Origin of the sequence: Kribbella sp. NPDC000426, from assembly GCF_040300265.1 — a bacterium.
In the GTDB taxonomy this organism is placed as follows: domain Bacteria; phylum Actinomycetota; class Actinomycetes; order Propionibacteriales; family Kribbellaceae; genus Kribbella.
In genome coordinates, this window is record NZ_JBEPDK010000006.1 from 74,517 (window position 1) to 99,293 (window position 24,777).

Sequence of the window (24,777 nt, forward strand, 5' to 3'; positions counted from 1 at the left end):
GGCATGTCTGATCGGCTCGGGTATCTGCTGAAACACGTCCTCGCGCAACTCACCGAGGCGCAGACCAAGGCGCTGGCTCCGCACGGCCTGAACGGTCGCGACCTGGCGGTCCTGTCCGCGATCGTTTCCGGTGAGCCGCTGTCCCAGCTCGAGGTCGCGGCCCGGCTGCGAGTGGACCGTACGTCGATCGGCGATCTGCTCGACGGGCTGGAGGAACGCGGGTTCGTCGAGCGCCGGCGCAGCCCGGAGGACCGGCGGCGGAACGTCGTCGTACTGACGTCTCTTGGTCAGTCGACCTTTGAAGCGGCGGAGCGGATCCGGCTGGAGGTCGAGCGCGAGTTCCTCGCTCCCCTGGCGGCGCCGCAGCGTTTCCGGGACGACCTGCAGTCGCTGCTCGGGGAATGAGGGCTCCGGCGGACCCGTTGGACTGAACATGCTCTCCGTCCCGCTGTCAGTCCTTGACCGTTCTCGGACGCGTGTTGGCGAGACGGAGCCGGAGACGTTGCGGGCGACGGTGGAGTTCGCGCGGCAGGTGGAAGACCTTGGCTACAAGCGGTTCTGGGTGTCGGAGCATCACAGCGTTCCCGGAGTGGTCGGCTCGGCGCCGACAGTCCTGGCTGCGGCTGTCGCTGCTCGCACCTCGCACATCCGGGTCGGCACCGGCGGAGTGATGCTGCCGAACCACAAGCCGCTCGTGGTGGCAGAGCAGTTCGGCGTACTCGAGTCGCTGTACCCGGGCCGGATCGACATGGGCCTCGGGCGCTCGGTCGGCTTCACCAACGGAGTACGGCGTGCGCTCGGCGTCGAGAAGGACGCTGCGGACGACTTCGGCGCACAGGTCCAGGAACTACTCGGCTATCTCGTCGGTACGTCGGACGTCCACGCCCGACCAGGCGAGGGACTGCGGATCCCGCCGTTCATCCTGGCCGTGGGCGAGGGTGCGGCGATCGCAGCCTCGCTAGGCCTACCTGTGGTGCTGGCTGCTCGCCCTGACTCTGTGGAGCTGGTCTCCGAGTATCGATCGGCTTTCCAGCCGTCAGCTTGGGCGCCGGAGCCCTATGTCATCCTCGCCGTCACCGCCGCAGTTGCCGATACCACTGAGGCGGCCCGTGAGCTGTTGTTGCCCGAGGCATGGGCCAGCGCCTACTCGCGTACCCGCGGCGTCTTCCCGCCGTTGCAGCCTGACGTCCCTGCGACCATGAACGCCCGCGAGCAAGAGTTCTTCGAGAACGCGTTGCGCGGTCAGTACTACGGAACCTCCGACGAGGTGCACGCCGCACTGGAGGATCTCGTACGGCGCACAGCCGCGGACGAGGTCCTGATCACGACCAACACCTACGACCGGGACGATCTCCTCGCCTCGCTGGCGAAGCTCATCGGTTGATCCGGGCCTCGAGCCGCTTCCGCACATCCGGCCACTCGTCGGCCAGGATCGAGAACACGACCGTGTCGCGGAACGACCCGTCGGCCATCAGCATGTGCCGCCGCAGCACGCCCTCACGGGTCGCGCCGAGCTTGGCGATCGCCGCCTGCGAGCGGGTGTTCTTCGAGCCGGTCTGGATCTTCACGCGGCCGAATCCACAGGTCTCGAAGGCGTGCTCGAGCAGCAAAAGCTTGGCCGCCGGGTTGACCGCGGTCCCCCAGACGGCCGGCGCGTAGCCGGTGTAGCCGAGGTGGATCCGCTCGTTCACCAGGTCGACGTCGGCAAGGCTCGACGTACCGACAACTGTGCCGTCGGCAACCATCCGGACGACGTACGCGAACCGCTTGGCCGCGGCCGGCATCCACTTCGCCCGCATCTCGTCCGCGCTCTTCGGCATCGCAGCGGGACCGCCGGCGAAGCCTCCGGCGTACACCTGCTCGTTCGCGATCGCGGCGTACAGCGCGTCGATGTCGGACGCCTGCATCCGGTCCAGTCTGACGACGTCGCCGACCAGGGGGCGTCCGTCCGGTGCCAGCGTCATGCCTTCACCAGCAGGTGCAGCAGGAGCCAAACCACCGGGGCGGTCGCGAGCAGCGAGTCCAACCGGTCCATCACGCCTCCGTGGCCGGGCAGGAGGTTCGACATGTCCTTGATGCCCAGGTCGCGCTTGATCATGGACTCGCCGAGGTCGCCGAGCGTCGCGGTCAGTACGGCGACCGCGCCGACGATCGCGCCGACCCACCAGTCGCCGTCCAGCAGGAAGACCACCGCGGCGATACCGGCGCCGATGCAGAACAACGCCGAACCGGCGAAGCCCTCCCAGGACTTCTTCGGGCTGATCGTCGGCGCCATCGGGTGCTTGCCGAACAGCACCCCGGCGACGTACCCGCCGACGTCACTCGCGACAACGACCGCGAAGAACGTCAGCACGCGCCCCGGGCCGTCCGCGTCCGGCTGGACCAGCAGAATCGCGAATCCCGCCAGCAGCGGGACGTAGCCGATCAGGAACACTCCCGCGCTCACGTCGCGGACGAACCCGATCGAACCACCTGGCATCCGCCAGAAGATCGTCCCCAGCACCGTGAGCCCCAGCGCAACCAGCAGCGCCATCGGTCCCCCGAAGTACGCCGCGGTCAGCATCGCCGTCGTACCGGCGAACAGCGGGATCCGCGGGATCTCCGCTCCGCCGGTGCGCAGAGCCTTGATCATCTCGTCCACGGCGATCAGGACGACCGCGAGCACCAGGACGGCGAACAGGACCTTCTGCCAGTACAGCGATCCGAGGATCAGCGCGATCAGTCCCACCCCGACCGCGATCGCAGCGGGCAGATTTCGCCCGGCGCGGCTCGGAGTAGGACTCGGCGCGGGCGTGCTGTCGACGCCCATCACACCTCGAGCAGTTCGGCTTCCTTGTGCTTGAGCAGGTCGTCGATCGAGTCGACGTACTTCTTCGTCAACCCGTCGAGCCGCTTCTCAGCACTCTTGCCCTCGTCCTCGCCAGCCTCGCCGTCCTTGACCGTCTTGTGCACCTGGTCCATGGCGTGCCGGCGGATGTTGCGGATCGAGACCCGGGCCTCTTCGCCCTTGGTCTTGGCGACCTTGATGTACTCCTTGCGCCGCTCCTCGGTCAGCTGCGGCATCACCACCCGGATCACCGCGCCGTCGTTGCCCGGGTTCACACCCAGGTCCGAGTCGCGGATCGCCTTCTCGATCGCCGCCATCGCACCCTTGTCGTACGGCGAGATCAGCACGGTCCGGGGCTCAGGGACCTGGAAGCCGGCCAGCTGCTGCAGCGGCGTCGGGCTGCCGTAGTAGTCGGCCAGGATGCCCGCGAACATCTGCGGGTGCGCCCGGCCGGTGCGGATCGCGGCGAAGTCGTCCTTCGCGACCTCCACGGCCTTCGCCATCTTCTGCTCGGCTTCGCGGAGAGCTTGGTCGATCACGACATTCCTCGCTTCCTCTGGGCCGCGTCGATGCGGCCACTCCTACTGCGCCTTGTGACAACCGATCCTAGTGGTACGCCGCCGTGGCCCTGGTTATTGCCCCCGGGAGACGACCGTGCCGATCTTCTCGCCGTGGATCACCCGGGCGATGTTGCCCTCCTCGAGGCCGAAGATCACGATCGGTAGCGCGTTGTCGCGGGCCAGGCTGATCGCGGTGGCGTCGGCGACCCGGAGGCCGCGGGCCAGGAAGTCGTCGTACGACAGCTGGTCGAACTTGACCGCGTCGGGGTTCTTCTTCGGGTCGGAGTCGTAGACCCCGTCCACGCCCTGCTTGCCCATCAGCAACGCCTCGGCGCCCACCTCGAGGGCCCGCTGGGCGGCGACGGTGTCGGTGGAGAAGTACGGCATCCCGGAGCCGGCGCCGAAGATGACCACGCGGCCTTTCTCCAGGTGCCGCTCGGCCTTGCGCGGGATGTACGGCTCGGCGACCTGACCCATCGTGATCGCGGTCTGCACCCGGGTCTCGATGCCGAGCTTCTCCAGGAAGTCCTGCAGCGCCAGGCAGTTCATCACCGTGCCGAGCATGCCCATGTAGTCGGCGCGGTTGCGCTCCATCCCGCGCTGCTGCAGCTCGGCGCCGCGGAAGAAGTTGCCGCCGCCGACCACCACGGCGACCTGGACACCGGCCCGGGCCACCTCGGCGATCTGCTTGGCGATCGAGTTCACCACGTCGGGGTCGACGCCGAGCTTGCCGCCGCCGAACACCTCACCCGACAGCTTGAGCAGCACCCGGTGATAGGCCGGGGCGAACGGCGAAGAGGCCGGATTCGTCTCGGTACCCAGGGTTTCCGTCACGATTCCGGCCTCCTCGTTCGTTGCTGTCGCTGTCAGATCCTCGTCGGGATCAGGCGCCGACCTCGAAGCGGGCGAACCGCTTCACGGTCACACCGGCCTCGTCGAGCACGGCCTTCACCGACTTCTTGCTCTCTTGGACCGACGCCTGCTCGAGCAGCACGACGTCCTTGAAGAACCCGTTCACCCGGCCCTCGACGATCTTCGGGAGCGCGCCTTCCGGCTTGCCCTCCTCGCGGGCGGTCGCCTCGGCGATCCGCTTCTCGTTCTCGACCGTCTCGGCCGGGACCTCGTCGCGGGTGGTGTAGAGCGGACGCATCGCGGCGGCCTGCATGGCGGCACCGCGGGCGGCCTCGACGTTGTCGCCCTCGAACTCGACCAGCACGCCCACCTGGGCCGGCAGGTCCGCGGCACGCTTGTGCATGTACGCGGTCACCTGGCCGTCGAACACGGCCACCCGGCCGAGCTCGAGCTTCTCGCCGATGACCGCGGCCAGGGCCTCGATGTTCTCGGCGACGGACTTGCCGTCGGTCAGCTTCTCGTTCAGCAGGCCCTCGACGTCGCCGACCTTGCTGGCCGACGCGTGCGCGACGATGTCGGCGGCGAGCTGCTGGAACTGCTCGTTCTTCGCGACGAAGTCGGTCTCGCAGTTCAGCTGGATGAGGGCGTTCTCGGCGGCGGCGACCAGGCCGTTGCTGGCGGACCGCTCGTCGGCCCGCTTGGCGGCCTTGGCGGCGCCGTGGATGCGCAGCTCCTCGATCGCCTTCTCGAAGTCGCCGTCGGTCGCCTCGAGCGCCTTCTTCGCGTCCATCATGCCCGCGCCGGTGGCGTCGCGGAGCTTCTTCACGTCAGCGGCGGTGTAGTTCGCCATTCCTCGTTCTCTCGTCTTGTCGATACGGCTGGATGGGCGGGGCAGGCCCGATTGCGGACCGTGCGACGCAGCAGGTTGCCGCCCGGCGGGACCGGGCGGCATCCGTGGCTGTCAGGCCTCTTCGGCCTTCGGGGCCTCGTCGGCCTTCGCCTCGGCCGGGGTCTCCTCGGCCGGGGTCTCCTCGGCCTTGGCTTCGGCGGCTTCCGGCGCGGTCTCGACGACGGCGTCGGTCGCAACCGGCTCGGTCAGGACGTCGGCGGCCGGGGCAGCCTCGGCCTTCTCCTCGGTCTTGGCGTCGGTCTTGGCCTCGGTGGTGCCGTTCTGGCTCTCCAGCAGCTCGCGCTCCCAGGCGGCCAGCGGCTCCTCCTGGCCCAGCTCCTCGCCGGACGCGGCCGCGCCCTGGCCGGAGCGGCCCATCAGACCGTCGGCGACGGCGTCGGCGACGACCCGGGTCAGCAGGCCGACCGAGCGGATCGCGTCGTCGTTCCCCGGAATCGGGTAGTCGACCTCGTCCGGGTCGCAGTTGGTGTCGAGGATGCCGATGATCGGCAGCTTCAGCTTGCGCGCCTCGTCGACGGCGAGGTGCTCCTTCTTGGTGTCCACGATCCACACGGCGGCCGGAACCCGGGCCATGTCGCGGATACCGCCGAGGGTCTTGAGCAGCTTGTCGTGCTCGCGACGCTTCTGCAGCAGCTCCTTCTTCGTGACACCGGAGGCGGCGACGTCGTCGAAGTCGATGAGCTCGAGCTCCTTGAGGCGCTGGAGCCGCTTGTTGACGGTCTGGAAGTTGGTCAGCATGCCGCCCAGCCAGCGCTGGTTCACGTAGGGCATCCCGACGCGGGTCGCCTGCTCGGCGATCGCTTCCTGGGCCTGCTTCTTGGTGCCGACGAACAGGATCGCCCCGCCCGACGCGACCGTGCTGCGGACGAATTCGTACGCGCGGTCGATGTAGGACAGCGACTGCTGCAGGTCGATGATGTAGATGCCGTTGCGCTCGGTGAGGATGTAGCGCTTCATCTTCGGGTTCCAGCGTCGGGTCTGGTGCCCGAAGTGCACGCCGCTTTCCAGCAGCTGCTTCATGGTCACGACGGCCATGAGTGGTCTCCTTATTGCGACCCGGCGGCTCGTCCGGGTCTACTCGGTTGTCATGCCGCGGATCGGATGATCCGCTGCTCCTGATGCCCGTCGTACGGCTCCGCCCGGATCGCCCCGGGACCGCTGGAACCGCACACTTGTGCGGGCATGCGTAGTCGTCCCACTCACATGGGACGCCACCGGAAGTGTACGTGACCGGCGGCGGGCAACGCGAACCGGGCCCCGGTTATCCACAATCGCGTGGCTGAGGGTCCCAGGCAGCCTCTGACGACGGCATCTTCCCTGGCATGAACCTCGCCTTGCTGTCTCTCGCCATCCTGCCCGGTGCCACCTCCGACTGGCCGCTCCAGCCCCGTCCGGAGGTGGTGCACGGCTTCGAACTACCCGCGAAACCGTGGCTCCCCGGCCATCGCGGCGTCGATCTCGCCGGCCGCCCCGGTCAACCCGTCCTGGCCGCTACCCCCGGCACGATCACGTACGCCGGTCCGCTGGCCGGCCGCGGCGTCGTCACGATCACCACGGGGGCGCGCCGTACGACGTATGAACCGGTCGTGCCGGCGGTCTCGGTCGGGGCCACGGTCCGTGCCGGGGTCGTGATCGGGCGGCTGTCGGCCACCGGCTCGCACTGCTTGCCGAGGGCCTGCCTGCACTGGGGTCTGCTTCAGGGCAAGCAGTACCTGAATCCGCTGACCCTCATTCCAGACCGGCCGGTCCGCCTACTCCCGCTCACCGATCTGCCTGCCCGCGGTCCGTCCCCGGCGCGGCCAACGCCACGCGCTGCGGACGCGTCACCCGACCCGCCGGACAGCAACCAGCGAACGGCCAAGCTCATCATCGCCGCCACCGCAGCGCTGACATTGACCGCCGGCCTACTGATCAGGCGCGAGTAGCCGCACCTGACCCACTCCCGCTGCGTGCCCTGCCGCCGCGCCTTGCCGCCGTCCGCCGTGCCCAGCTGGGCACGCCTTTCGGAATGCCGGGTTCAGCTGCCGGGGACGCGGGCCTGCCAGGCGTCCTCGTCCTTCGAGCGGCGCTCGACGCCGGCCGGGAGCTTGTTCTTGGCGAGATCGATCAACGTCGTGTTCTCGAGTACGTCGCGCAGGCTCGCGCGAGCCGCGATCCAGACCCGTTGGAGGACCACCGCATGCTCGTTGTACGAAACGCTCTCCGGCCGGACACCGGAGATGCTCACGATCGGACCGTCCACCGCGCGCATCACGTCGGCGACCGAGATGTCGTTGGGGTCGACGGCCAGCCGCCATCCGCCCGACTGCCCACGCTGGCTCGACAACACACCGGCCCGACGGAGGTCGGCGAGGATGCCCTGCAGGAAGCCGTGCGGAATGCCCTGCGCCCGGCTCAGTTCCTCGGCCGACACCACCGAAGGATCGTTGGCCACCCACCGTTGGGTGATCTCGATCAGAGCTCGCAACGCATAGTCAGACTTCGCCGAAACCCGCATGTCCCGCAGTCTGCCGCATTCGGCCACCCACGCGCCGCATCCCCCGCACAGAGACGCCCGCTCACGCCCGCGGATGCGCCTGCTGATAGGCCTTCCGGAGCCGATCGCTGGAGACATGCGTGTAGACCTGCGTCGTCGCCAGGGACGCATGCCCGAGCAACTCCTGCACGCTCCGCAGATCCGCGCCGCCTTCCAGGAGATGCGTGGCCGCCGTATGCCGCAGACCATGCGGGCCCAGATCCGGTGCGTCGACGACCGCGATCCGCTCGTGCACCAATCGCCGTACCGCTCGCTGGTCGATTCGCCCACCACGCGCGCCGAGGAAGGCAGCCGGACCGCTACCCTCCCGCGCCAGCTTGGGCCGCGCTTCGGCCAGCCACCGCTCGAGGGCTTCCGCGGCCGGCACGCCGTACGGGACGGACCGTTCCTTGCGGCCCTTGCCGAACACGCGGACCACGCGGCGTGACCGGTCGATGTCGTCGACGTCTAGCGTGCACAGCTCGCCGACGCGGATCCCCGTCGCGTACAGGAGCTCCATGATCGCGAGATCTCGCAGCCCGACCGGACTTCCGTCGTCAGCGGCAATGGCTGCCGCGTCGAGGACAGCTCGGGTGTCGGCCTGGCCGAGAACGCCCGGCAGACTCTTGTGCGCCTTGGGGCTGGCGAGCAATGCTCCCGGATCCGTACCGATCCGCCCGGTCCGCTGCGCCCACGCGGTGAACACCCTTGCGGCCGTGGCCCGCCGAGCCATCGTGCTGCGGGATTTCCCCAGACTTTGCTGTTTGGCCAACCAGGACCGCAGCCCCCGGATGTCCAACCCGGCAAGATCATCGTGACCAAGCCGAATCAAATGTTCGAGTAAATCCGCGACATCTCCGATGTAGGCTCTGACCGAGTGAGTGCTGAGGTCTCTTTCCGCCGTCAGATGCCGTTCGTAGTCAGCCAGTAACTGAGTGAAACCTTCCGGCCAGGAAGAGTTTCTACTGACATCGTCCGGCGCCATGTGTCGACGATGCGTGAGGCGGCCCGGCATCGCAAGCCACCGCGCGGAGACCGGCGAGAGGAGGTCTGGTCGATAACCCGACGGTCGACTACTGTTCGGCCCGATTGCCCTAGTAGCAACGGAGGCACCCCTGACCATGGCCCCCTCAGCGAACGGACAGACCGTAGGCCGGCGCCTGCCGGTCGAGTCGGCGTTCACTCGAGTCGAGGACGCGCGGCATCGTCTGCCGCGCTTGTTCGGTCGTCGCGACCTGGTTGTACTCGGCCTGGGCGTGATGATCGGCTCCGGCATCTTCAGCATCAGCGGCGTCCAGGCGGCCAATGTCGCCGGACCGGCAGTGATCCTGTCGTTCGTCATCGCCGCGATCGTCTGTGTGCTGGCCGCGGCCTGTTATGCCGAGCTGTCCTCGACGATCCCTGTCTCCGGTAGCGCGTACACCTTCAGTTACGTGACTTTCGGTGAGATGTGGGCCTGGCTGGTCGGCTGGGCGCTCGTGCTCGAGCTCGTCACCGCGGCGGCGATCGTCGCCCGCGTCTGGTCGGCGTACTTCCTGGCCACGCTGGACGGATTCGGCGTCACGCTGCCCAGTGGAGTGGCGCAGTTCTTCGGTCCCGAGGCCAAGATCAACCTCGTTGCCCCGCTGCTCCTGCTGGTCCTGACCGCGCTGATCGTCACCGGCACCAAGCTGTCGGCCCGGGTGCTGACCGTCGTCGTGATCGCGAAGGTCGCGGTGATCCTGCTCGTCGTGATCGTCGGTGCGGCGCACGTGACCATGTCGAACTACCACCCGTTCGTGCCCCCGGCGCGGGCCGCACCCGCGACCGCGAGTCCGACGTTGCTGGGCTGGATCCTCGACTCGTCGTTCGGTTCGTTCGGGACGATGGGCATCTTCACGGCGGCCAGCACGATCGTGTTCGCCTACATCGGTTTCGACCTGATCGCGACCGCGTCCGAGGACGCCCGCAGCCCGCGGAAGACCGTCCCGCAAGGGATGCTGCTCGGCGTCGGCGCGGTGACGATCCTGTACATCGCGATGGCCGTCGTCCTGGTCGGCATGCGCCCGTACGGCAAGCTGGGCGGCGCCGCACCGGTCTCCGAGGCCTTGGCCGCCGTCGGAGTCGGCTGGGCCGCGAAGGTGGTCAATCTAGGCGCGTTGCTCGCGTTGATGACCGTGATCATGGTGGTGCTCATCGCGCAGAGCCGCGTCCTGTTCAACATGGGTCGTGACGGCCTGCTGCCGAAGAGCCTCGGCCGGGTCAGCCGGGTGTACTCCTCCCCCGCCCGCGCCGCCGGCTTCGCCGGTCTCGCCGCGCTGGCACTCACGCTGTACCCGAAGGTCCTCGAGCTCGAGGAGCTCCTGGTCATCGGCGCCCTGTTCTGCTTCGCGTTCTGCGCAGTGGGCGTACTCACGCTCCGCCGCTCGGAGCCCAACCTCGAGCGCGGCTTCCGGGTGCCGATGGTCCCGCTGATCCCGCTCCTGTCCCTCGCGGCCACGGTCTGGCTGATGCTGAACCTGAAGACCAGCACCTGGACCAAGTTCGGCGTCTGGATGGTCATCGGCATCGCGATCTACGCCCTCTACGGCCGCTGGCACAGCCGCCTCGCCAACGAGGACAGCTGGGACTTCGACCTAGGCGACACCGACCCCGGCACCGGCGGCCTCCAAGCCATCCGCACCGACCAAGACCGCCCACCCGAACTCCGCGCAATCCGCACCCCACCCGACCAACAACCCCAAAAACCCACCCGCGGCAAACACATGCGCAACTAGCCCAACCCCACGCGCCCGTCACCGACGTCAGCGCGCGGGTCGATCGCGACCAGTCCGCAGCACCGCGACCTGGCGCGCAGCCGCCCAACAAACCTCCTCCTCAGGCGCGCGACCCGCGACAACCCGACGCACTCGGCAGAACAAGCGGTTCCGCACCTCGCACGCCAGCGCCAGCACGTCACTCCCCGGGCGAGCCGAGCCCGCCCGACGTACTCAACCCCTCGGGCCGGCCGAGCCCGCCCGACGTACTCAACCCCTCGGGCGGGGCGCGATCGCCCGACGTACTCGTCGTCTCGGCGCCACCTGATCCCTGTTTACACCCGGGATGCGCTGCTCGTGCGACAAACTGGGCACGACCGCGCGTCCGCCGACCTCGACCACCAGCTACGCGCTTGGGGCGCCGAGGGCCGCATTGCTGATCGGCGACATCTGGTCCCGGGCATCGCCGGAAGGCGCCGCTCGGGCGACGGAGCCGGGGACGACGGTGCGGCCGCCGATGTCGACCGCTGGCTGCGTGTTTAGGCACCGGCGGGCGGGCGGCTGGTCGGGGCGGCGCTGGCCTGCGTTTGCCGGCGGGTGGGTGCGCAGGAACCCACGCGTTACGAGGGGCGCAGGTGCTCGATTCTGACGTCGTGCTGGTCGGCCAGCCGGTTGGCGATCAGGGAGCGGTGGCAGGCGGTGGGCTCGAGTTCGACACAGAGCAGGGCGGCGATGCCGCTGCTCGGCAGTGCCGACACGATCGAGGCTAGGTCAGCGTCGTCGAGGATTTCGGCTGTGTAGCGCCGGACGTACTCGGTGGCGAGTTCGCGGCGCGAACGCTTGCCCACGCCTCGCCTGTCGTCCTCGGCGTACTGCAATTCGCGGAGTTCGGTCGTCGGCGCGAGCTCGGGGTGATGCTCGTAGGCGATTCGGGCATCAGCGAGAGCGGCCTGCAGCCGAAGCGAGTTGGCCCAGGCGTACCCGGGTCCGCGCACACCACGCCGCTGCCGTACGTCGAGCACCAGCCGAACATCGGCGTCCCGCAGACGCCGCAGGAACGACTCAACGTCGAACCCATAGATCCCGATCGTCGCCACCCCCGAACTCATACCACCGCCGTCCCTTCCAGTCCCACCAACAGCGTGGGGACCGCGAGTCGCGTCGCCCCGAGCATCGCGGTCGGCGGCGCAACCCCGCACACCGATCGTCGCCAACACCGAACTCATCCCACCGCAGTCCCTTCCAGTCCCACCGACAGCGTGGGGACCGCGATTCGCGTCGCTCCTAGCATCGTGGTCGGCGGCGCGATCTCGGACGCCGATCGTCTCCGGCTCCGAGCTCATCCGACTGCGGTCGCTTCGAGTTCGACCAGGAGGGTGGGGATGGCGAGTCGGGTGAGCCCGAGTAGCGTCGTTGGTGGCGCGACCTTGGAGGCGGCCAGGCGCGATGCCACTGCGTAGTGCTGGACGAGGAGATCGACGTCGGTGGTGTACACGTTCAGGCGGATGAGGTTTGCGAGAGACATGCCGGCGGCGCCGAGGACGGCCTCCAGGTTGTCGAGGCTTAGCGCCAACTGCGCGGCCATGTCGCCTGCGTGTTCGGGTTTGCCGTCGGCGCTCATCGCGGTTTGCCCGGCGCAGTACAGCGTCTGGGTCTGGCCGGAGACGATCTCGCCCTGGTTGTAGCCCAGGTCCAGCGACCAGGTCCACGGGTTGACCGTCGTTCGCTCCACAGCCACAGCCACATCAGCTCCATTCGATTGATCGACAGGTACGTCGGCGGCGCGGCAGCCCGGCTCGACGTCGTACTGAAAGCCTCCCAACGAATCACGACATCTTGTGTCGTGTATGGCGGTAGAGTCGTCGGAGCGCGCCGACCGGTTGGTCTCACTGGTCCTGCTGCTGCGCCAACGCGGTCGCCTGTCCGCGCCGACGCTGGCCCGCGAGCTCGAGGTGTCCACTCGCACCGTGCTCCGCGACATCGAGGCCCTGTCGGCAGCCGGCGTACCGGTGTATGCCGAGCGTGGGAGGTACGGCGGGTTCGAACTGCTGCCCGGATTCCAGACTGAGCTCACGGGGCTGAACAACGACGAGGCGCTCGCCCTGCTGGTCGCCGGATCGCGCCGGGGAGCGCAGGTGTTCGGCCTTGGCTCAGCGCTCGCCTCGGCCATGCTCAAGGTAGTCGATGCCCTGCCAGCGGGTTATCGGGACACTGCGGCCGGTGCCGTACAGCGGTTGCTGATCGACCCGGAGACCGACCTGCTCTCGCGTCGGCAGGTCGCCGAGTAGGTACCAGACGCCATCGCAGCCGAGATCCGGAGCGCCGTATTCACCGGCCATAAGCTGCGAATCCAGTACGCGGCCATTGATCAACCTCCGAGATGGCGCACGGTGGACCCGATCGGCTTGGTCACCGTACGAGACCAGGGTTACCTGCTGGCGAAGAAGTCCGGCGAGGACCGCACGTACCGGCTGTCCCGTGTGCTGGCCGCTGAGGAACTCGACGAACCCGCGCAAAGACCCGACCGGGTTGATCTGCGCCGGACCTGGCAGGAGCGCAGCACAAGCTTCCGAACCGGAGGCGGCCAGGCCGCCGTCCTGCTGCGCCTGAACCCCGTGCGGCGAGAAGACCTCATGGCCACGGCACTAGCCGTCACCACCGAAGAAACCGACCCTGACGGCTGGCTCCGCCTGGAGGTCGCCTTCCAGGACACCCGCCACGCCGAATGGGCGCTCTGGCAACTATCCACGAACGCAGAAGTCCTCGCCCCTCAATCCCTACGCACCACCCTCCACACCCGAGCCACCAGACTCGCCACTCACTACGCCCCGCCCTCCTGACCACGACCAAGAGCTACGTGGGCGGGTGGGAGGTGCCAGCCGGTTGGGGTTTGGGTTATTAGGGATAGGGCTGTCAGGGCTTCTAGGGATTGGTGGGTGGTGGGGAGGTCGAGGCCGGCGGTGACGGCTATGCGGGTGGCGGGGGCTGGGGTGTGGACTGGGACGGCGTCGAGGGTGCGTTGGAGGTCGGGGTCGAGGGTGTCTGTCAGGGATTGTGGGGCTCGTGGGGGTTGGGTGAGGCCGGTGCCGTACGGCGAGATTGCTTCGATGATGTCGGCGACGCTGGTGGCTAGTACGGCGTTGCGTTCACGGACGAGCAGGTGGCTGCCGGCGGACATGCGGGAGGTGACGGGGCCAGGGACGGCCAGTACGGCGCGGCCGCATTGCTCGGCCCAGCCGGCGGTGTTGAGGGCGCCGCTGCGGATGGCGGCCTCGATGACGACTGTGCCTTGGGTGGCGGCGGCGATGAGGCGGTTGCGGGCCAGGAAGCGGAGCTTGGTCGGTGAGCAGCCGGGTGGGAGTTCGGCGACGACCAGACCCTGCTCGGCAACGCGGCTGAGCAAGGCTGCGTTGCGTTTCGGGTAGCTGACGTCGACGCCGCACGCGAGGACCGCGATCGTCGTACCGCAAGCTGCGAGTGCGCCGCGATGGGCGGCTGCGTCGATGCCGAAGGCGCCGCCGGACACTACGGTCACGCCGGAGTCGGCCAGGCCGGCGGAGAGTTCAGCGGCGACGTGTTCGCCGTACGACGAGCAGGCGCGGGCGCCGACGACCGAGGCGGAGCGCGTCAACGCCTCGCGGAGATGGCCGCGGCCGCGGACCCATAGGCCGAACGGGACGCCGGCGCGCCGGGTCAACTGACCGGCTTCGGCGAGAACCTCCACGTCGTCGGGCCATTCGTCGTCGCCGGGGATCACGAACCGGGCTCCGGCGGCAGCGGCGCGCTCGAGGTCTCGTTGCGGGTCGACCTCGGCCAGGCGGGTCGACCAGCGCTCCAGGCCGGACGACTTTTGGCGAAGGCGGTCCCAGATCTCCAGCGCGGACATGCCGTCGAAGGCTTTCAGCGCGGCGAGGTCACCCGGCTCGACGACGCGGGACAGGCCGGCGCGCGCGAGGCGTTCCCGATCGTCGTTGCCATCAGCAAACACCTCGGATCCACCTGTTCCTCCCCCGGAGCCGACGACATCGCTCGTCATGGCCAGGTTCATCAGGGCGAAACTTGGACGGGCTGAGTTGGTCAGCGCATAGTTCGTCATCAGGCAAGTCCTCTGGGAGAGCGGAGGTCGGAGGGCTCGTCGGCAGAGCTGCGCTCGGGCGTGCCGGAAGGCCCTAGCTGGCAGGCAATGTGGGTTGGCTGGAGGATCGGCGTGCGTGCGTCGGGCACGCGTTCTCGATGTCCGTGGCGGTTGGCGATCACCTCGGGGTTGCCGGAGGTGGTCGTGTCTGTCTGTGGTGCGTGGTCGGTCATTAGACGATTCCTCTGAGGGGGCGGGTGTCGGAGAGGTGGGTGAGGGGCTCGCCGGCGCGGAGTTGGAAGGCTTCGTGGGTCAGGTCGACGGTTGGCTGTTTGGTGTCGGCCAGGTCGGCCAGGGTCCAGGCGAGTCGGACGACCCGGTCGAAGCCACGGGCGGTGAGGCGGCCGGTGGCGTAGTGGTCCTCCAGGAGTTTGTTGCTTGCGGCATCCAGGGGGTGCTCGCGACGGAGGATCGGGCCGGGGACCTCGCTGTTCAGGATCCAGGCGGTGTCGCGGTAGCGGTGGGCCTGGCGGTCGCGGGCGAGCTGGACCCGGGCGGCGACGACGGCGGTCGATTCCGCGGGCTCGCCGTCGGTGATGGTGCGGGCGGCCGGGAGGATCTGGCGCTGGATGTCCAGGCGGTCCTTGATCGGGCCGCTGATCCGCTGGCGGTAGCGCGCCAGGACCTGGGGTGTGCAGCTGCAGATGCCTTGATTGGTGCCGGAGAGCCCGCAGGGGCAGGGATTGGCCGCGAGCACGAGCATGAACCGGGCCGGGAACTTCGCCACCGCAGCGGCCCGATGGACTTCGACGAACCCGGACTCGAGTGGTTGGCGCAGCGTGTCGAGGGTGAGCGGATGCATCTCGGGCGCCTCGTCGATGAACAGGATGCCTCGATGCGCGCAGCTGATGGCACCCGGCCTGGGCACGCCCGAGCCACCGCCGACGAGGCTGGCCAGGGAGGCGGTGTGGTGCGGCGCGATGAACGGTGGCCGGACGACTAGCTCGGCGTCGTTGGTGAGCAGGCCGGCGAGCGAATGGACGGCTGACACCTCAAGCGAGTCGTCTGTGCTCAGATCGGGCATCAGACCGGCCAGGCGCTCCGCCAGCATCGTCTTGCCCGAACCCGGCGGGCCGTGCAGGAACAAATGATGGCCACCGGCGGCAGCGGCCTCGATGGCGCGGCGGCCCTCGCGTTGGCCGATGACGTCGTCCAGGTCCACGGCTGGAACCCGGGTCAGCGACTCCGACGCCAGGCGTGGCTCGGCCCGAGGCGGCGCCTCGTCCGGGATCTCGACTCCGCGGAGCAGAGCGAGGACCTGACGGAGCGAGCGAGCGCCGTACACCTCGATGCCTGGGACGAGGCGTGCTTCGCCGACGTTGAGGTCGGGGACGACGATGCGGTGGAAACCGGCTCGGGCGGCGGCCAGCGTCATGGCCAGCGCGCCGCGGACCTCCCGGATGCGACCGTCGAGGCCTAGCTCGCCGATGATCGCGGTTTGGCGGAGCGAACCGGGATCGACGACACCGGCTGCGGTCAGCAAGGACAGGGCGATAGCGACGTCGTAGTGCGAGCCGGTCTTGGGCAGGGTGGCGGGTGACAGGCCGATGGTGACCTTGCGGTCGGGGAATCGCTCACCGCTGTTGACCACGGCGGCGCGGACGCGGTCGCGGGCTTCGGACAAGGATGTGTCGGGCAGACCGATCAGAGTCGTCTTCGGAAGGCCTTGGGCGATGTCGGCCTCGACTTCGACCAGGTGGCCCTCCAGACCGACCAGCGCGACGGACCAGGTTTGTGCGAGCGCCATCAGGCCACACCTCGCACGTGGTCGACCGTCGGCGGTGTGTTGTGGTCGAACAGGACGCCGACGACGTCGATCCGGATCTCCGCCGGTCTGAGCTGATGGGCCTGTAACCAGCGGCCGGACAGCTTCCGGAGCGTGGTCAGCTTCCGGTAGGTGATCGACTCGAGCGGGCTGCCGTAGTTGAGCCCGCGCCGGGTCTTCACCTCACAGACGACGAGCGTGTCGCCTTCGCGCGCGACGATGTCGATCTCGCCGAGCTCGCAGCGCCAGTTGCGCTCGAGCACCGCGAAACCGTGCTCGCTGAGATACCTCGCGGCGAGATCCTCGCCGTACCGTCCGACGGTGTTCCTGGTCCGCATCGTTGACCACCTCCGGCAGAGAACATGCCGGGATCAGGCCTTGATGCGGGCCGCCAATTTCGAGGTTGTGGAAAACCTCAGCGGCCGAAGTCGGAGTCCTTGGGGACTTCCAGGTCGGACTTGGCGAGCTCTTCGATGTTGACGTCGCGGAAGGTGACGACCTTGGCGTTCTTCACGAAGCGGGCCGAGCGGTAGACGTCCCACACCCACGCGTCGGCCATCGTCACCTCGAAGTACACGTCGCCGCCCTCGGTCCGCACCTTCAGGTCGACCGCGTTGCACAGGTAGAACCGCCGCTCGGTCTCCACGACGTACTTGAAGATCCCGACGACGTCCTTGTACTCCCGATAGAGCTGCAGCTCCATATCGGTCTCGTACTTCTCGAGGTCATCGGCACTCATCGATTGCTCTCCACTCCGGTGGGACTGGTCACATTCTGTCCCATGTCGGGCCGCAGACTGCGGCGGACATTCTCAAACCGCCGTCGATGTTGCGGGCACGGGCCGTATTCGTCCAATGCCGCCTGGTGTTCAGGCGTGCAGTACCCCTTGTGGATCGCGAACCCGTACTGCGGGTACACGGTGTCCCAGTGCTGCATCACCCGGTCACGGGTCACTTTGGCGATCACCGAGGCGGCCGCGATACAAGCCGCCACGCGGTCACCCTTCCAGATCGCCAGCCCCGGTACGCCGAGACCATCGACGCCGAACCCGTCGGTCAGCACGTACGACGGGCGCACGTCGAGCCTGAACAGCGCCCGGCGGAGCGCCTCCACGTTCGCGACGTGCATGCCGAGCCGATCGCACTCCGCGGCCTCGATCGAGACCACCGACCAGGCCAGGGCGCGCTTGCGGATCTCCTCGTAGCAGCGGTCCCGCGCCTTGGCGGTCAGCAGCTTGGAGTCGGCGAGCTCCGGGATCTGGCCCCGTTTGCCCTCCGGCAGGATCACCGCGGCCGCCACCAGCGGGCCGGCACAGGGCCCACGACCGGCCTCGTCGACGCCGGCGATCGGGTCCAGGCCGACGCGGCGCAGGGCACGCTCGTACCCGTACAGCCCGGCGTCTCGCCGTACCGTGCTCCCGCGCGGCAACGCGCTCATCCAGCCCTCCGCATCACACAACTCACCCTAGGCGTCAGAGGCGACAGGTTCTCACTTAGGTGGTGGCGTGAGGGATATCGAAGGTTTGTTCGGCGCCGGGCCAGGGGCCGGCACCGCTTTGAACGTGTCGGGTACGCCGAGTTTGCTCCAGCGGCCCGCCGGCCAGACGATCGCTATCGCTCGCCCGGTGACCTTGTCGAGCGGCACGAACGCCGCGTCGCCCTGGTTGCCGCCGTTCGCGTCGAGGTCCTGCAGGTGCACACGGGAGTCCCCGGAGGCGGACCGGTGGTCGCCCATCACGAAGATCCGGCCGGCCGGGACGGTGACCTGGAACTCCATCTGGGACGGGGCATCCCCCGGGTACAGGTACTTCGTCTCGTCGAGCGGCTGCCCGTTGACCAGCAACCGGCCCTTGGAGTCGCAGCAGGCGACCTTGTCGCCGGGCATGCCGATCAGACGCTTGATCAGGTGGCCGTGGCTGGAATCCGGCAGCAGACCGACGATCTCGAAGAACCGGCCGATCGAACCGCGCTTCTGACCGCTCTCCTCCGGGCCGAGCCAGCCGCCCGGGTCCTCGAACACGACCACGTCACCGCGCTTGACGTCGGTGAGCTTCTCGACCACGACCCGGTCACCGACCAGCAGCGTGTTCTCCATCGACTCGCTCGGGATGATGAACATCTGCCCGACGAACGCCCGCAGGATCGACGAGACGATCAGGGCCCCGACCACGATCAGCACGAATTCCCGGGCTGCGGCTCCGAAGCCCGAACGATGGGCGGGTTTTGGGTCCGTCTTGGTCGGTGTATCGGTCACTTCTTCAGCCCCGGCTTCTTGAAGGTTTCCGGAGGACGCAGCATCGTCATCCGGTCAGACGGCCAGATTACGCAACAGGCCCGGCCAACCACGTTCTCGACCGGCACGAATCCGCCGCCGGGGCCGCCCATATGGGCTCGCGAGTCGGCGGATTCGGCGCGGTTGTCGCCCATCACCCACAGATGGCCCGGCGGCACCAGCACGTTGAACGGCACCTCGGACGGCTTGGCGTCCTTGAGCAGGTACTCCCGCTCGTCCAGCGCGATGCCGTTGACGGTGATCTGGCCCTGCTTGTTGCAGCAGATCACCCGGTCACCGCCGATGCCGATCACCCGCTTGACCAGGTGACCCTCGCCGCTGCGGGGCAGGATGCCGACGAACTCGCCGATCCGGCGGAGCGTGCCCGGCTGGGTCTGCGCCTCGTCCAGCCAGTTGTCGGGGTCCTTGAAGACCACGATGTCACCGCGATCGACGTCACGGTGCAGGTAGCTGATCTTCTCGGCCAGGATCCGGTCGTCCTTGGTCAGCGTGTCGTACATCGACTCCGACGGGACGTAGAACGCCTCCGCGACGAACAACCGCAGGACCACGGTGATGACGAGCGCGAGCACCGTGACGGTGCTCATCTCGACGAGCAGGCTGAGCAGCGGATTCCGCTGCTTCAGCCTGCGGTGACGTCCCTTGCTGCGACGTGCCCTCGTGGCTACCGGGCGAGGGCGAGCTCGAGTCGCAGTGCTCGGCGCCATCTGAGACCGTCGTCGTTACGCGGCGTCAGGAGGCCGGGATCTCGCGCTTCTCCTTGATCTTCGCCGCCTTACCGCGCAGCTCGCGCAGGTAGTACAGCTTGGCGCGGCGGACGTCGCCGCGGGTCACGACCTCGATCTTCTCGACGATCGGGGTGTGCAGCGGGAAGGTGCGCTCGACGCCGACGCCGAAGCTGACCTTGCGGACCGTGAAGGTCTCCTGCAGGCCGCCACCCTGGCGCCGGATCACGACACCCTTGAACACCTGGACGCGGGACCGGTTGCCCTCGACGACCTTGACGTGCACGTTGACGGTGTCGCCGGGCCGGAAAGCGGGGATGCCGTCACGCTTGCTCGCGTTGTCGAGCTCATTCAGGATGTTGCTCATCAGGTGTCTCTTCCTCGCGCGTGCCACAGGTCACCCACGAATGTCGGTGGTGATGAAGTCATCAAAAGGCTGCCGGTCGGTGGTCACCCCCTGTGGCAGGAGCACCGAAGGGCAGCAGCAGACAATCTTGCCACACGCCCCGCACCGTGACGAAATCCGCCCGAGCCATCAGCGCAGGGTGAGCGACCCGAACGTGACCGCCGTCACTTTCGCCGGCGGCGCTTGCTCAGGTGGACCAGGTCGACCTTCGGGGTCTGAGGCTCCCGGCGCACCTCCCGGTACCCCGCCTTCCGGTACAGGGCCAGGTTGCGGTCGCTCAGCGCGCCGGTGTTCAGCGTGTACGACGTGACCTCGGCCGGAGCCAGCTTCTCGGCCGCGCCGAGCAGGCGGGCGCCGAGGCCGCGCCCCTGCCAGTCCGGGGCGACGACGAGCCGCTCTATCTGCCCCACCGCCCCGTCGACGGCCAGCTGGACAGCGCCGACGATGCGGGCACCGGCGACCGCCTTGAGGGCGATGGAGCGCTCCAGACGGCCCGCTGTGTCCGCGACGTCCGCCGTGAGGGGCGGAATCGTGTAGTCATCGTACAGCCGGGCCTCGGAGAGGAAGCAAGCCAACTGCAGCACGTGGATCTCGCCTGCGTCGGCTGCTGTGGCCGGGAGGAGGCGGACAGCGTCGGAGTCGTCCTTGGCCGCGAGTACGTCGCCCCACGCCGCCAGCAGGTCCGGCCGGCGCTCCGCAGTACGGCGTACTGACTCGTCGTGGTGCCAGTCGGCGATCAGGCCGTGGTTCCCGGACAGGAGCACCTCAGGTACGTCGTACCCGCGCCAGCTCGGCGGCTTCGTGTACACCGGGTACTCCAGCAGGCCGTCGCCCGAGTGCGACTCCTCCGCCAGGGACTCCGGGTTGCCGATGACGCCGGGCAGGAGGCGGGCTACTGCCTCGACCATGACGAGCACTGCGACTTCGCCGCCGTTCAGCACGTAGTCGCCGATCGACACCTCGTCCACGCGCATCCGCTCACCGGCGTACGACGCCACACGTGCGTCGATGCCTTCGTACCGGCCGCAGGCGAAGGCCAGCCACGGCTCGGCCGCCAGCTCATAGGCGAGCTCCTGCGTGAACGGCCGGCCCGCCGGAGTCGGCACGATCAGCCGCGGCTGGGACGGACCGTCCGCGGGAGCGATCGCGTCGAGCGCCTGGCCCCAGGGCTCCGGCTTCATCACCATGCCCGCTCCCCCGCCGTACGGGGTGTCGTCGACGGTCCGGTGGCGGTCGTGGGTCCACTCGCGCAGGTCGTGCACGCGGACGTCCAGGAGGCCGCTCTTCGCCGCCTTGCCGACCAGCGAGACGTCCAGGGCGGCCAGGTATTCCGGGAAGATCGTGACGACGTCAAGCCTCATCGGTCGGGACCACCTCGGCACCGTCCGGGTCCAGCAGGCCGGGCCGATCGGCCACGACGACGTACTGCTTGTCCAGGTTGAGCTCCGGGACCAGCTCCTCGACCAGCGGGACCAGCACGGCGTTGCCGGCCGGGCGGCGGATCTCCAGGAGGTCCTGGGACGGGAGGTGGACCACGTCGATCACTTCGCCGACCTCTGCGCCGTCCGTGGTGCGGACGGCGAGGCCGATCAGCTCGCGGTCGTAGTACTCCTCGGGGTCCTCAGGGCGCTCGTCCTCGTCGATCTCGGACTGCACGAACAGGTTGCGCAGCAGCTCGGCGGCCGTCCGGTCCGGCACCTCGGCGAACTTCACCAGCAACCGCCCGCTGTGCCAGCGACTCGACGCCACCGTCAGCTTGCGGGACACCTTGGCATCCGTCACCAGGGTCGCGCCGTCGGCGAACCGCCGGTCCGGCTCGTCGGTCCGTACGTCGACGCCGACCTCGCCCTTGATCCCGTGCGCCCGGCCGATCCGCCCGACTGTCACCAACACCTGCACTAACCCTTCTCCGGAGGTCAACTGACTGAAGAATAGGACGAAGGGCCGCACCCCAGACCGGGTGCGGCCCTTCGAAGGACTGCTGAGCTCAGCGGCGCGGGCGCCGGTTGAACTCGTCGACGAAGTCGATGCGGAGCGAGGACTCTGCGCTGAGGGCGCCGACGACGGTGCGGATCGCGGTGGCGGTGCGGCCGTTGCGGCCGATCACCTTGCCGATGTCGTCGGGGTGGACGTGCACCTCGAGGGTGCGTCCGCGGCGCAGGTTCCGGGACCGGACACTGACGTCGTCGGGGTTGTCCACGATGCCCCGGACCAGGTGCTCGAGCGCCTCGGTCTCCATCATCGTCAGGCCTCGGTGGTCTCGGCCGCGGCCTCGTCGGCCTTGGGCGCCTCGTCAGCCTTGGCGGCCTCGTCGGCCTTCGGAGCGTCGTCGGCCTTGGCCGCGTCGTCCTTCTTCTCGGCCGTCTTCTTGGCCGCGGACTTCTTGGCGGTGACCGCCTCGGTCTTCAGCGAGCCGTGGGCCTCGGCCAGCGCCTCGTTGAAGATCTCCTGCTTGTCCCGCTTCGGCTCGGCGACCTTGAGCGGCGCCGGAGCCGGCTCGCCCTTGAACTTCTGCCAGTCGCCGGAGGCCTTGAAGATCGCCTCGACGGCCTCGCTCGGCTGCGCGCCGACGCCCAGCCAGTACTGCGCCCGCTCGGACTCGACCCGGATGAACGAGGGCTCGGTCTTCGGGTTGTAGATACCGATCTCTTCGATCGCCCGGCCGTCCCGCTTGGTGCGGGCGTCCATGACGACGATGCGGTAGTGCGGGGTGCGCTTCTTGCCGATGCGCTTCAAACGGATCTTGACTGCCACTTTCGGGTGGTCTCCCTCGGAATTACGTCTGGGTGAGCAGCACGACGCGTCGTGGGGACAACGCAGTGACGGCTCGATGGGCCGGCCAGGCAGTGGAGTTAGAGGGCTGCACGGAACCTGGACGGACTCAGCAGGCCATTGTGCCAGATCCGGCGTGTCCCGGACCAATCGGCCTCACGCGCGCAGAAAGGCGAGGTCCGGCAGGCTCTCGACGTACGTGTCCAGGAGGCTACGCGCCACCGTCACCGAGTCGATGAGCGGGTGATAGGCCAGCGCCTTCAGCGCGGCGGCGCGAGAGGAGGTGGTTGCGGCCTCGATCGTGGAGCGCTCGACAGCCTTCACCGAGCAGACCAGGCCGGCCTGGTGGTCGGTGAGCTGAGACACAGTCACCGGCAGCGCGCCGTTGGCGTCCACGGTGCACGGGATCTCCACGACGGCGTCGTCGTCCAGATGACGCAGTACGCCGCGGTTCCGCACATTCAGGATCAGCGAGGCCCGCTCGTTGTGGGCGATCGCCCGCATCAGTGACAGCGCGACCTGCTCGTAGCCGCCGGCCTCCATGTCCCGCTCGTCCCGCTCCCCCGCATCCGCGACCTCACGGCTCTCCACGCCGTACGTCGACTCGCGCTCGGCCCGCGTCTTCTGCCACAGCTCGAGCGCCTGCTCCGGGTGCTCCCCCGTCTCGGCGTAGAACGCGGACTGCTGCTCCAGGAGGAAGGTGCCACGCGTCTGCCGCACAGCCTGTACGGCGGCCAGCGTCTCCCGGGCGAAGTAGTAATAGTGCAGATACTCGTTCGGGATCGAGCCGATCGACCGCAGCCAGTCCGGACTGAACAGCCGTCCTTCCTCGAAGGAGCTCAGCGCGTCGTCCGACTGCAGCAGGTCCGGGAGTCGGTCCACACCGCCGGACCGCAGACCGCGAAGCCAGCCGAGGTGGTTGAGTCCGGCGTAGTCGTAGAACGCGGTCGACGGGTCCACACCGACCGCCAGAGCGGCCCGGCGCCCCAGCCCGGACGGGGAGTCGCAGATGCCGATCACCCGGTCGCCGAGGACCGGGATCATCGCCTCGGTCACCATGCCGGCCGGATTGGTGAAGTTGATGGTCCAGGCTTCCGGCGCGACCGCTGCGATCCGCTGTGCGATCTTCAACGCCACCGGGAGGGTCCGCAGCCCATAGGCGATCCCACCGGCGCCGACCGTCTCCTGACCGAGTACGTCGAGGCCGAGCGCGACCCGCTCGTCGATGGTGCGGCCTTCGAGGCCGCCGACGCGGATGGCCGAGAAGATGAAGTCGGCGCCACGCAGGGCCTCGTCCAGGTCGGTCGTCTCCGTCACGACCGGCGGCGGCAGCGGGTGCTCGGTGGTGGCCGCCTGCTGGCGGAGAACGGCGCCGATGGCTCCGAGCCGAGTGCGGTCGGTGTCGTAGAGAACCACCTCGGTGATCCGTCCGGCGCCGCGGTCGCCCAGCAATGCGTGGTACACGAGCGGAACCCGGAAGCCGCCCCCGCCAAGGATCGTCAGCCTCATGCCAGCACCACCTGTACTCCCGCCTCGGTCAATTGGGTCCGGGTTGCCTCGTCGGCGCCTGGCTCGGTCACCACCATGGAGAGCTCCCCCGGCTCACACACCCGGGCGACCCCATGGCCCGGGAACTTCGTCCGGTCGGCGAGCAGGACGACCTGGTCGGCCGCCTTGATCATCGCCCGCTTGACCGGCACCTCGATCATCGTGCTGTCCATCACCCGGCCGTCCGGCCGCACCCCGCTCGTCCCCAGGAACAGCCAGTCGACATGGATCTGCCGCAGGCTCTCCTCCGTCAAGTATCCGACCAGGGACCGGTAACTGCGCCGAACGAATCCGCCGAGCACGATCAGCTCGATCTGCTCGTCGTTCTGCAACTCCTCCAGCACTGCGAGGTTGCTGGTCACCACGGTCAACGAACGCCCGTGCAGATGCTGGGCGACCCGGAGCGCCGTCGTACCGATGTCCAGCAGGAGGGACTCGCCGTCGCTCACCAGCTCAGCCGCTCGGCGGGCGATCCGGTCCTTCTCCTGGGCATGGACGGCGTTGACGTCCGCGAACGGCTCGTCACCGCCGTCGACCGCGAGGGCCCCGCCGTACACCCGGGTCAGCCGGCCCTCGGCGTGCAGTTGCTCGAGGTCGCGCCGGATGGTCGCCTCACTGACACCGAGTTTCCCGGCAAGCACCTTCACGCCCCCGGCCCCATCGGCCCGGAGCGCACGGACGATCTGATCCTGTCGCTGCTTCGGCAACACACCGCAGACCGTATCACGCAAACTC

The 24,777-nt window shown here is 68.6% G+C and carries 30 protein-coding genes; 6 read left to right on the forward strand and 24 right to left on the reverse strand.

Annotated features, from left to right (window positions below):
• Window positions 1-3: 3 nt before the first annotated feature.
• Together ABT313_RS28985 and ABT313_RS28990 are read left to right on the forward strand one after the other, a co-directional pair.
• On the forward strand, window positions 4-405 hold the full coding sequence (locus tag ABT313_RS28985) for a MarR family winged helix-turn-helix transcriptional regulator (protein ID WP_350860376.1): 402 nt from the start codon (window positions 4-6) through the stop codon (window positions 403-405).
• Window positions 406-433: 28 nt separating this feature from the next.
• Window positions 434-1,384: an LLM class flavin-dependent oxidoreductase gene (locus ABT313_RS28990; protein ID WP_350860378.1), complete on the forward strand. Its 951-nt coding sequence runs from the start codon at window positions 434-436 to the stop codon at window positions 1,382-1,384.
• On the opposite strand, the gene ABT313_RS28995 is transcribed toward ABT313_RS28990, so the two are convergent.
• From ABT313_RS28995 to rpsB, 6 genes are all read right to left on the reverse strand, one after another.
• Window positions 1,374-1,964 (reverse strand): GNAT family N-acetyltransferase, encoded by a 591-nt coding sequence (locus ABT313_RS28995; RefSeq protein WP_350860381.1) that lies wholly within the window; start codon window positions 1,962-1,964, stop codon window positions 1,374-1,376. The two genes, ABT313_RS28990 and ABT313_RS28995, sit on opposite strands and share 11 nt — an antisense overlap.
• Complete coding sequence (locus ABT313_RS29000; protein WP_350860383.1) at window positions 1,961-2,809, reverse strand: phosphatidate cytidylyltransferase; 849 nt, start codon at window positions 2,807-2,809, stop codon at window positions 1,961-1,963. Before ABT313_RS29000 ends, ABT313_RS28995 begins: the two co-directional genes overlap by 4 nt.
• Window positions 2,809-3,363 carry a ribosome recycling factor gene (frr, locus tag ABT313_RS29005; RefSeq protein WP_350861323.1) on the reverse strand — a complete coding sequence of 185 codons (555 nt, stop codon included), beginning with the start codon at window positions 3,361-3,363 and terminating at the stop codon, window positions 2,809-2,811. The genes ABT313_RS29000 and frr overlap by 1 nt, the downstream gene beginning before the upstream one ends.
• A gap of 96 nt (window positions 3,364-3,459) precedes the next feature.
• Window positions 3,460-4,221: a UMP kinase gene (gene pyrH, locus ABT313_RS29010; protein ID WP_238160771.1), complete on the reverse strand. Its 762-nt coding sequence runs from the start codon at window positions 4,219-4,221 to the stop codon at window positions 3,460-3,462.
• 49 nt (window positions 4,222-4,270) lie between these two features.
• Complete coding sequence (gene tsf / locus ABT313_RS29015; protein ID WP_350860385.1) at window positions 4,271-5,089, reverse strand: translation elongation factor Ts; 819 nt, start codon at window positions 5,087-5,089, stop codon at window positions 4,271-4,273.
• Between the two features lie 111 nt (window positions 5,090-5,200).
• The gene (gene rpsB / locus ABT313_RS29020) at window positions 5,201-6,184 is read right to left on the reverse strand and encodes a 30S ribosomal protein S2 (RefSeq protein ID WP_350860387.1); all 984 of its coding nucleotides are present in this window, start codon (window positions 6,182-6,184) and stop codon (window positions 5,201-5,203) included.
• 287 nt (window positions 6,185-6,471) lie between these two features.
• Between rpsB and ABT313_RS29025 the strand changes: the two genes are divergently transcribed.
• Window positions 6,472-7,074: a M23 family metallopeptidase gene (locus tag ABT313_RS29025; RefSeq protein WP_350860389.1), complete on the forward strand. Its 603-nt coding sequence runs from the start codon at window positions 6,472-6,474 to the stop codon at window positions 7,072-7,074.
• 92 nt (window positions 7,075-7,166) lie between these two features.
• Here ABT313_RS29025 and ABT313_RS29030 read toward each other — a convergent pair whose 3' ends face one another.
• Both ABT313_RS29030 and ABT313_RS29035 read right to left on the reverse strand, forming a co-directional pair.
• A complete protein-coding gene (locus ABT313_RS29030) occupies window positions 7,167-7,646 on the reverse strand; it encodes an RrF2 family transcriptional regulator (RefSeq protein WP_134111615.1) in 480 nt (159 codons plus the stop codon).
• Between the two features lie 61 nt (window positions 7,647-7,707).
• A complete protein-coding gene (locus tag ABT313_RS29035) occupies window positions 7,708-8,649 on the reverse strand; it encodes a tyrosine recombinase XerC (RefSeq protein ID WP_350860392.1) in 942 nt (313 codons plus the stop codon).
• A 136-nt stretch (window positions 8,650-8,785) separates the two neighbouring features.
• On the opposite strand from ABT313_RS29035, the gene ABT313_RS29040 reads away from it, so the two are divergent.
• Window positions 8,786-10,420 (forward strand): APC family permease, encoded by a 1,635-nt coding sequence (locus ABT313_RS29040; RefSeq protein ID WP_350860394.1) that lies wholly within the window; start codon window positions 8,786-8,788, stop codon window positions 10,418-10,420.
• A 599-nt stretch (window positions 10,421-11,019) separates the two neighbouring features.
• Here ABT313_RS29040 and ABT313_RS29045 read toward each other — a convergent pair.
• Together ABT313_RS29045 and ABT313_RS29050 are read right to left on the reverse strand one after the other, a co-directional pair.
• Window positions 11,020-11,508: a DUF488 family protein, N3 subclade gene (locus ABT313_RS29045; protein ID WP_350860396.1), complete on the reverse strand. Its 489-nt coding sequence runs from the start codon at window positions 11,506-11,508 to the stop codon at window positions 11,020-11,022.
• Window positions 11,509-11,738: 230 nt separating this feature from the next.
• The gene (locus ABT313_RS29050) at window positions 11,739-12,131 is read right to left on the reverse strand and encodes a RidA family protein (protein WP_350861325.1); all 393 of its coding nucleotides are present in this window, start codon (window positions 12,129-12,131) and stop codon (window positions 11,739-11,741) included.
• A 115-nt stretch (window positions 12,132-12,246) separates the two neighbouring features.
• On the opposite strand from ABT313_RS29050, the gene ABT313_RS29055 reads away from it, so the two are divergent.
• Together ABT313_RS29055 and ABT313_RS29060 are read left to right on the forward strand one after the other, a co-directional pair.
• Window positions 12,247-12,687: a helix-turn-helix transcriptional regulator gene (locus ABT313_RS29055; protein ID WP_350860398.1), complete on the forward strand. Its 441-nt coding sequence runs from the start codon at window positions 12,247-12,249 to the stop codon at window positions 12,685-12,687.
• Between the two features lie 24 nt (window positions 12,688-12,711).
• Window positions 12,712-13,239 carry a helix-turn-helix transcriptional regulator gene (locus tag ABT313_RS29060; protein WP_350861327.1) on the forward strand — a complete coding sequence of 176 codons (528 nt, stop codon included), beginning with the start codon at window positions 12,712-12,714 and terminating at the stop codon, window positions 13,237-13,239.
• On the opposite strand, the gene dprA is transcribed toward ABT313_RS29060, so the two are convergent.
• The 14 genes from dprA to ABT313_RS29130 form a co-directional block, all read right to left on the reverse strand.
• Window positions 13,221-14,495, reverse strand: a complete 1,275-nt coding sequence (gene dprA, locus ABT313_RS29065; protein ID WP_350860400.1) for a DNA-processing protein DprA — start codon at window positions 14,493-14,495, stop codon at window positions 13,221-13,223. The two genes, ABT313_RS29060 and dprA, sit on opposite strands and share 19 nt — an antisense overlap.
• A 211-nt stretch (window positions 14,496-14,706) precedes the next feature.
• Entirely contained in the window at window positions 14,707-16,281 is a 1,575-nt protein-coding gene (locus ABT313_RS29070; protein ID WP_350860402.1) for a YifB family Mg chelatase-like AAA ATPase, read from the reverse strand.
• On the reverse strand, window positions 16,281-16,637 hold the full coding sequence (locus ABT313_RS29075) for a YraN family protein (RefSeq protein ID WP_350860404.1): 357 nt from the start codon (window positions 16,635-16,637) through the stop codon (window positions 16,281-16,283). The genes ABT313_RS29070 and ABT313_RS29075 overlap by 1 nt, the downstream gene beginning before the upstream one ends.
• A 77-nt stretch (window positions 16,638-16,714) precedes the next feature.
• On the reverse strand, window positions 16,715-17,038 hold the full coding sequence (locus ABT313_RS29080; protein ID WP_012922325.1) for a DUF2469 domain-containing protein: 324 nt from the start codon (window positions 17,036-17,038) through the stop codon (window positions 16,715-16,717).
• The gene (locus ABT313_RS29085) at window positions 17,035-17,736 is read right to left on the reverse strand and encodes a ribonuclease HII (protein ID WP_134111609.1); all 702 of its coding nucleotides are present in this window, start codon (window positions 17,734-17,736) and stop codon (window positions 17,035-17,037) included. The genes ABT313_RS29080 and ABT313_RS29085 overlap by 4 nt, the downstream gene beginning before the upstream one ends.
• Before the next feature lie 51 nt (window positions 17,737-17,787).
• Window positions 17,788-18,552 (reverse strand): signal peptidase I, encoded by a 765-nt coding sequence (gene lepB / locus ABT313_RS29090; RefSeq protein WP_137259201.1) that lies wholly within the window; start codon window positions 18,550-18,552, stop codon window positions 17,788-17,790.
• The gene (gene lepB, locus ABT313_RS29095) at window positions 18,549-19,178 is read right to left on the reverse strand and encodes a signal peptidase I (protein ID WP_350860408.1); all 630 of its coding nucleotides are present in this window, start codon (window positions 19,176-19,178) and stop codon (window positions 18,549-18,551) included. Before lepB (ABT313_RS29095) ends, lepB (ABT313_RS29090) begins: the two co-directional genes overlap by 4 nt.
• Before the next feature lie 145 nt (window positions 19,179-19,323).
• Entirely contained in the window at window positions 19,324-19,683 is a 360-nt protein-coding gene (gene rplS / locus ABT313_RS29100) for a 50S ribosomal protein L19 (protein WP_350860410.1), read from the reverse strand.
• A gap of 203 nt (window positions 19,684-19,886) precedes the next feature.
• A complete protein-coding gene (gene trmD / locus ABT313_RS29105) occupies window positions 19,887-21,083 on the reverse strand; it encodes a tRNA (guanosine(37)-N1)-methyltransferase TrmD (protein WP_350860412.1) in 1,197 nt (398 codons plus the stop codon).
• Entirely contained in the window at window positions 21,073-21,615 is a 543-nt protein-coding gene (gene rimM / locus ABT313_RS29110) for a ribosome maturation factor RimM (RefSeq protein WP_350860414.1), read from the reverse strand. The genes trmD and rimM overlap by 11 nt, the downstream gene beginning before the upstream one ends.
• A gap of 94 nt (window positions 21,616-21,709) precedes the next feature.
• Complete coding sequence (locus ABT313_RS29115; protein WP_130449499.1) at window positions 21,710-21,961, reverse strand: RNA-binding protein; 252 nt, start codon at window positions 21,959-21,961, stop codon at window positions 21,710-21,712.
• A 5-nt stretch (window positions 21,962-21,966) separates the two neighbouring features.
• Window positions 21,967-22,476 carry a 30S ribosomal protein S16 gene (gene rpsP / locus ABT313_RS29120; protein ID WP_350860416.1) on the reverse strand — a complete coding sequence of 170 codons (510 nt, stop codon included), beginning with the start codon at window positions 22,474-22,476 and terminating at the stop codon, window positions 21,967-21,969.
• A gap of 174 nt (window positions 22,477-22,650) precedes the next feature.
• Window positions 22,651-24,003 carry a 6-phospho-beta-glucosidase gene (locus ABT313_RS29125; protein ID WP_350860418.1) on the reverse strand — a complete coding sequence of 451 codons (1,353 nt, stop codon included), beginning with the start codon at window positions 24,001-24,003 and terminating at the stop codon, window positions 22,651-22,653.
• Entirely contained in the window at window positions 24,000-24,752 is a 753-nt protein-coding gene (locus ABT313_RS29130) for a DeoR/GlpR family DNA-binding transcription regulator (RefSeq protein WP_350860420.1), read from the reverse strand. Before ABT313_RS29130 ends, ABT313_RS29125 begins: the two co-directional genes overlap by 4 nt.
• Window positions 24,753-24,777: the final 25 nt, after the last annotated feature.

Coding starts and splice junctions, on each gene's coding strand:
- lepB (WP_350860408.1), bottom strand. CDS start 19,178: ATGAGCACCGTCACGGTGCTCGCGCTCGTCATCACCGTGGTCCTGCGG.
- ABT313_RS29125 (WP_350860418.1), bottom strand. CDS start 24,003: ATGAGGCTGACGATCCTTGGCGGGGGCGGCTTCCGGGTTCCGCTCGTG.
- ABT313_RS29040 (WP_350860394.1), top strand. CDS start 8,786: ATGGCCCCCTCAGCGAACGGACAGACCGTAGGCCGGCGCCTGCCGGTC.
- ABT313_RS28990 (WP_350860378.1), top strand. CDS start 434: ATGCTCTCCGTCCCGCTGTCAGTCCTTGACCGTTCTCGGACGCGTGTT.
- ABT313_RS29055 (WP_350860398.1), top strand. CDS start 12,247: ATGGCGGTAGAGTCGTCGGAGCGCGCCGACCGGTTGGTCTCACTGGTC.
- rpsB (WP_350860387.1), bottom strand. CDS start 6,184: ATGGCCGTCGTGACCATGAAGCAGCTGCTGGAAAGCGGCGTGCACTTC.
- ABT313_RS29000 (WP_350860383.1), bottom strand. CDS start 2,809: ATGGGCGTCGACAGCACGCCCGCGCCGAGTCCTACTCCGAGCCGCGCC.
- ABT313_RS29075 (WP_350860404.1), bottom strand. CDS start 16,637: ATGCGGACCAGGAACACCGTCGGACGGTACGGCGAGGATCTCGCCGCG.
- ABT313_RS29080 (WP_012922325.1), bottom strand. CDS start 17,038: ATGAGTGCCGATGACCTCGAGAAGTACGAGACCGATATGGAGCTGCAG.
- trmD (WP_350860412.1), bottom strand. CDS start 21,083: ATGAGGCTTGACGTCGTCACGATCTTCCCGGAATACCTGGCCGCCCTG.
- ABT313_RS29025 (WP_350860389.1), top strand. CDS start 6,472: ATGAACCTCGCCTTGCTGTCTCTCGCCATCCTGCCCGGTGCCACCTCC.
- ABT313_RS29070 (WP_350860402.1), bottom strand. CDS start 16,281: ATGGCGCTCGCACAAACCTGGTCCGTCGCGCTGGTCGGTCTGGAGGGC.
- rplS (WP_350860410.1), bottom strand. CDS start 19,683: ATGAGCAACATCCTGAATGAGCTCGACAACGCGAGCAAGCGTGACGGC.
- ABT313_RS28995 (WP_350860381.1), bottom strand. CDS start 1,964: ATGACGCTGGCACCGGACGGACGCCCCCTGGTCGGCGACGTCGTCAGA.
- dprA (WP_350860400.1), bottom strand. CDS start 14,495: ATGACGAACTATGCGCTGACCAACTCAGCCCGTCCAAGTTTCGCCCTG.
- ABT313_RS29085 (WP_134111609.1), bottom strand. CDS start 17,736: ATGAGCGCGTTGCCGCGCGGGAGCACGGTACGGCGAGACGCCGGGCTG.
- ABT313_RS29030 (WP_134111615.1), bottom strand. CDS start 7,646: ATGCGGGTTTCGGCGAAGTCTGACTATGCGTTGCGAGCTCTGATCGAG.
- ABT313_RS28985 (WP_350860376.1), top strand. CDS start 4: ATGTCTGATCGGCTCGGGTATCTGCTGAAACACGTCCTCGCGCAACTC.
- tsf (WP_350860385.1), bottom strand. CDS start 5,089: ATGGCGAACTACACCGCCGCTGACGTGAAGAAGCTCCGCGACGCCACC.
- ABT313_RS29115 (WP_130449499.1), bottom strand. CDS start 21,961: ATGGAGACCGAGGCGCTCGAGCACCTGGTCCGGGGCATCGTGGACAAC.
- ABT313_RS29045 (WP_350860396.1), bottom strand. CDS start 11,508: ATGAGTTCGGGGGTGGCGACGATCGGGATCTATGGGTTCGACGTTGAG.
- ABT313_RS29035 (WP_350860392.1), bottom strand. CDS start 8,649: ATGGCGCCGGACGATGTCAGTAGAAACTCTTCCTGGCCGGAAGGTTTC.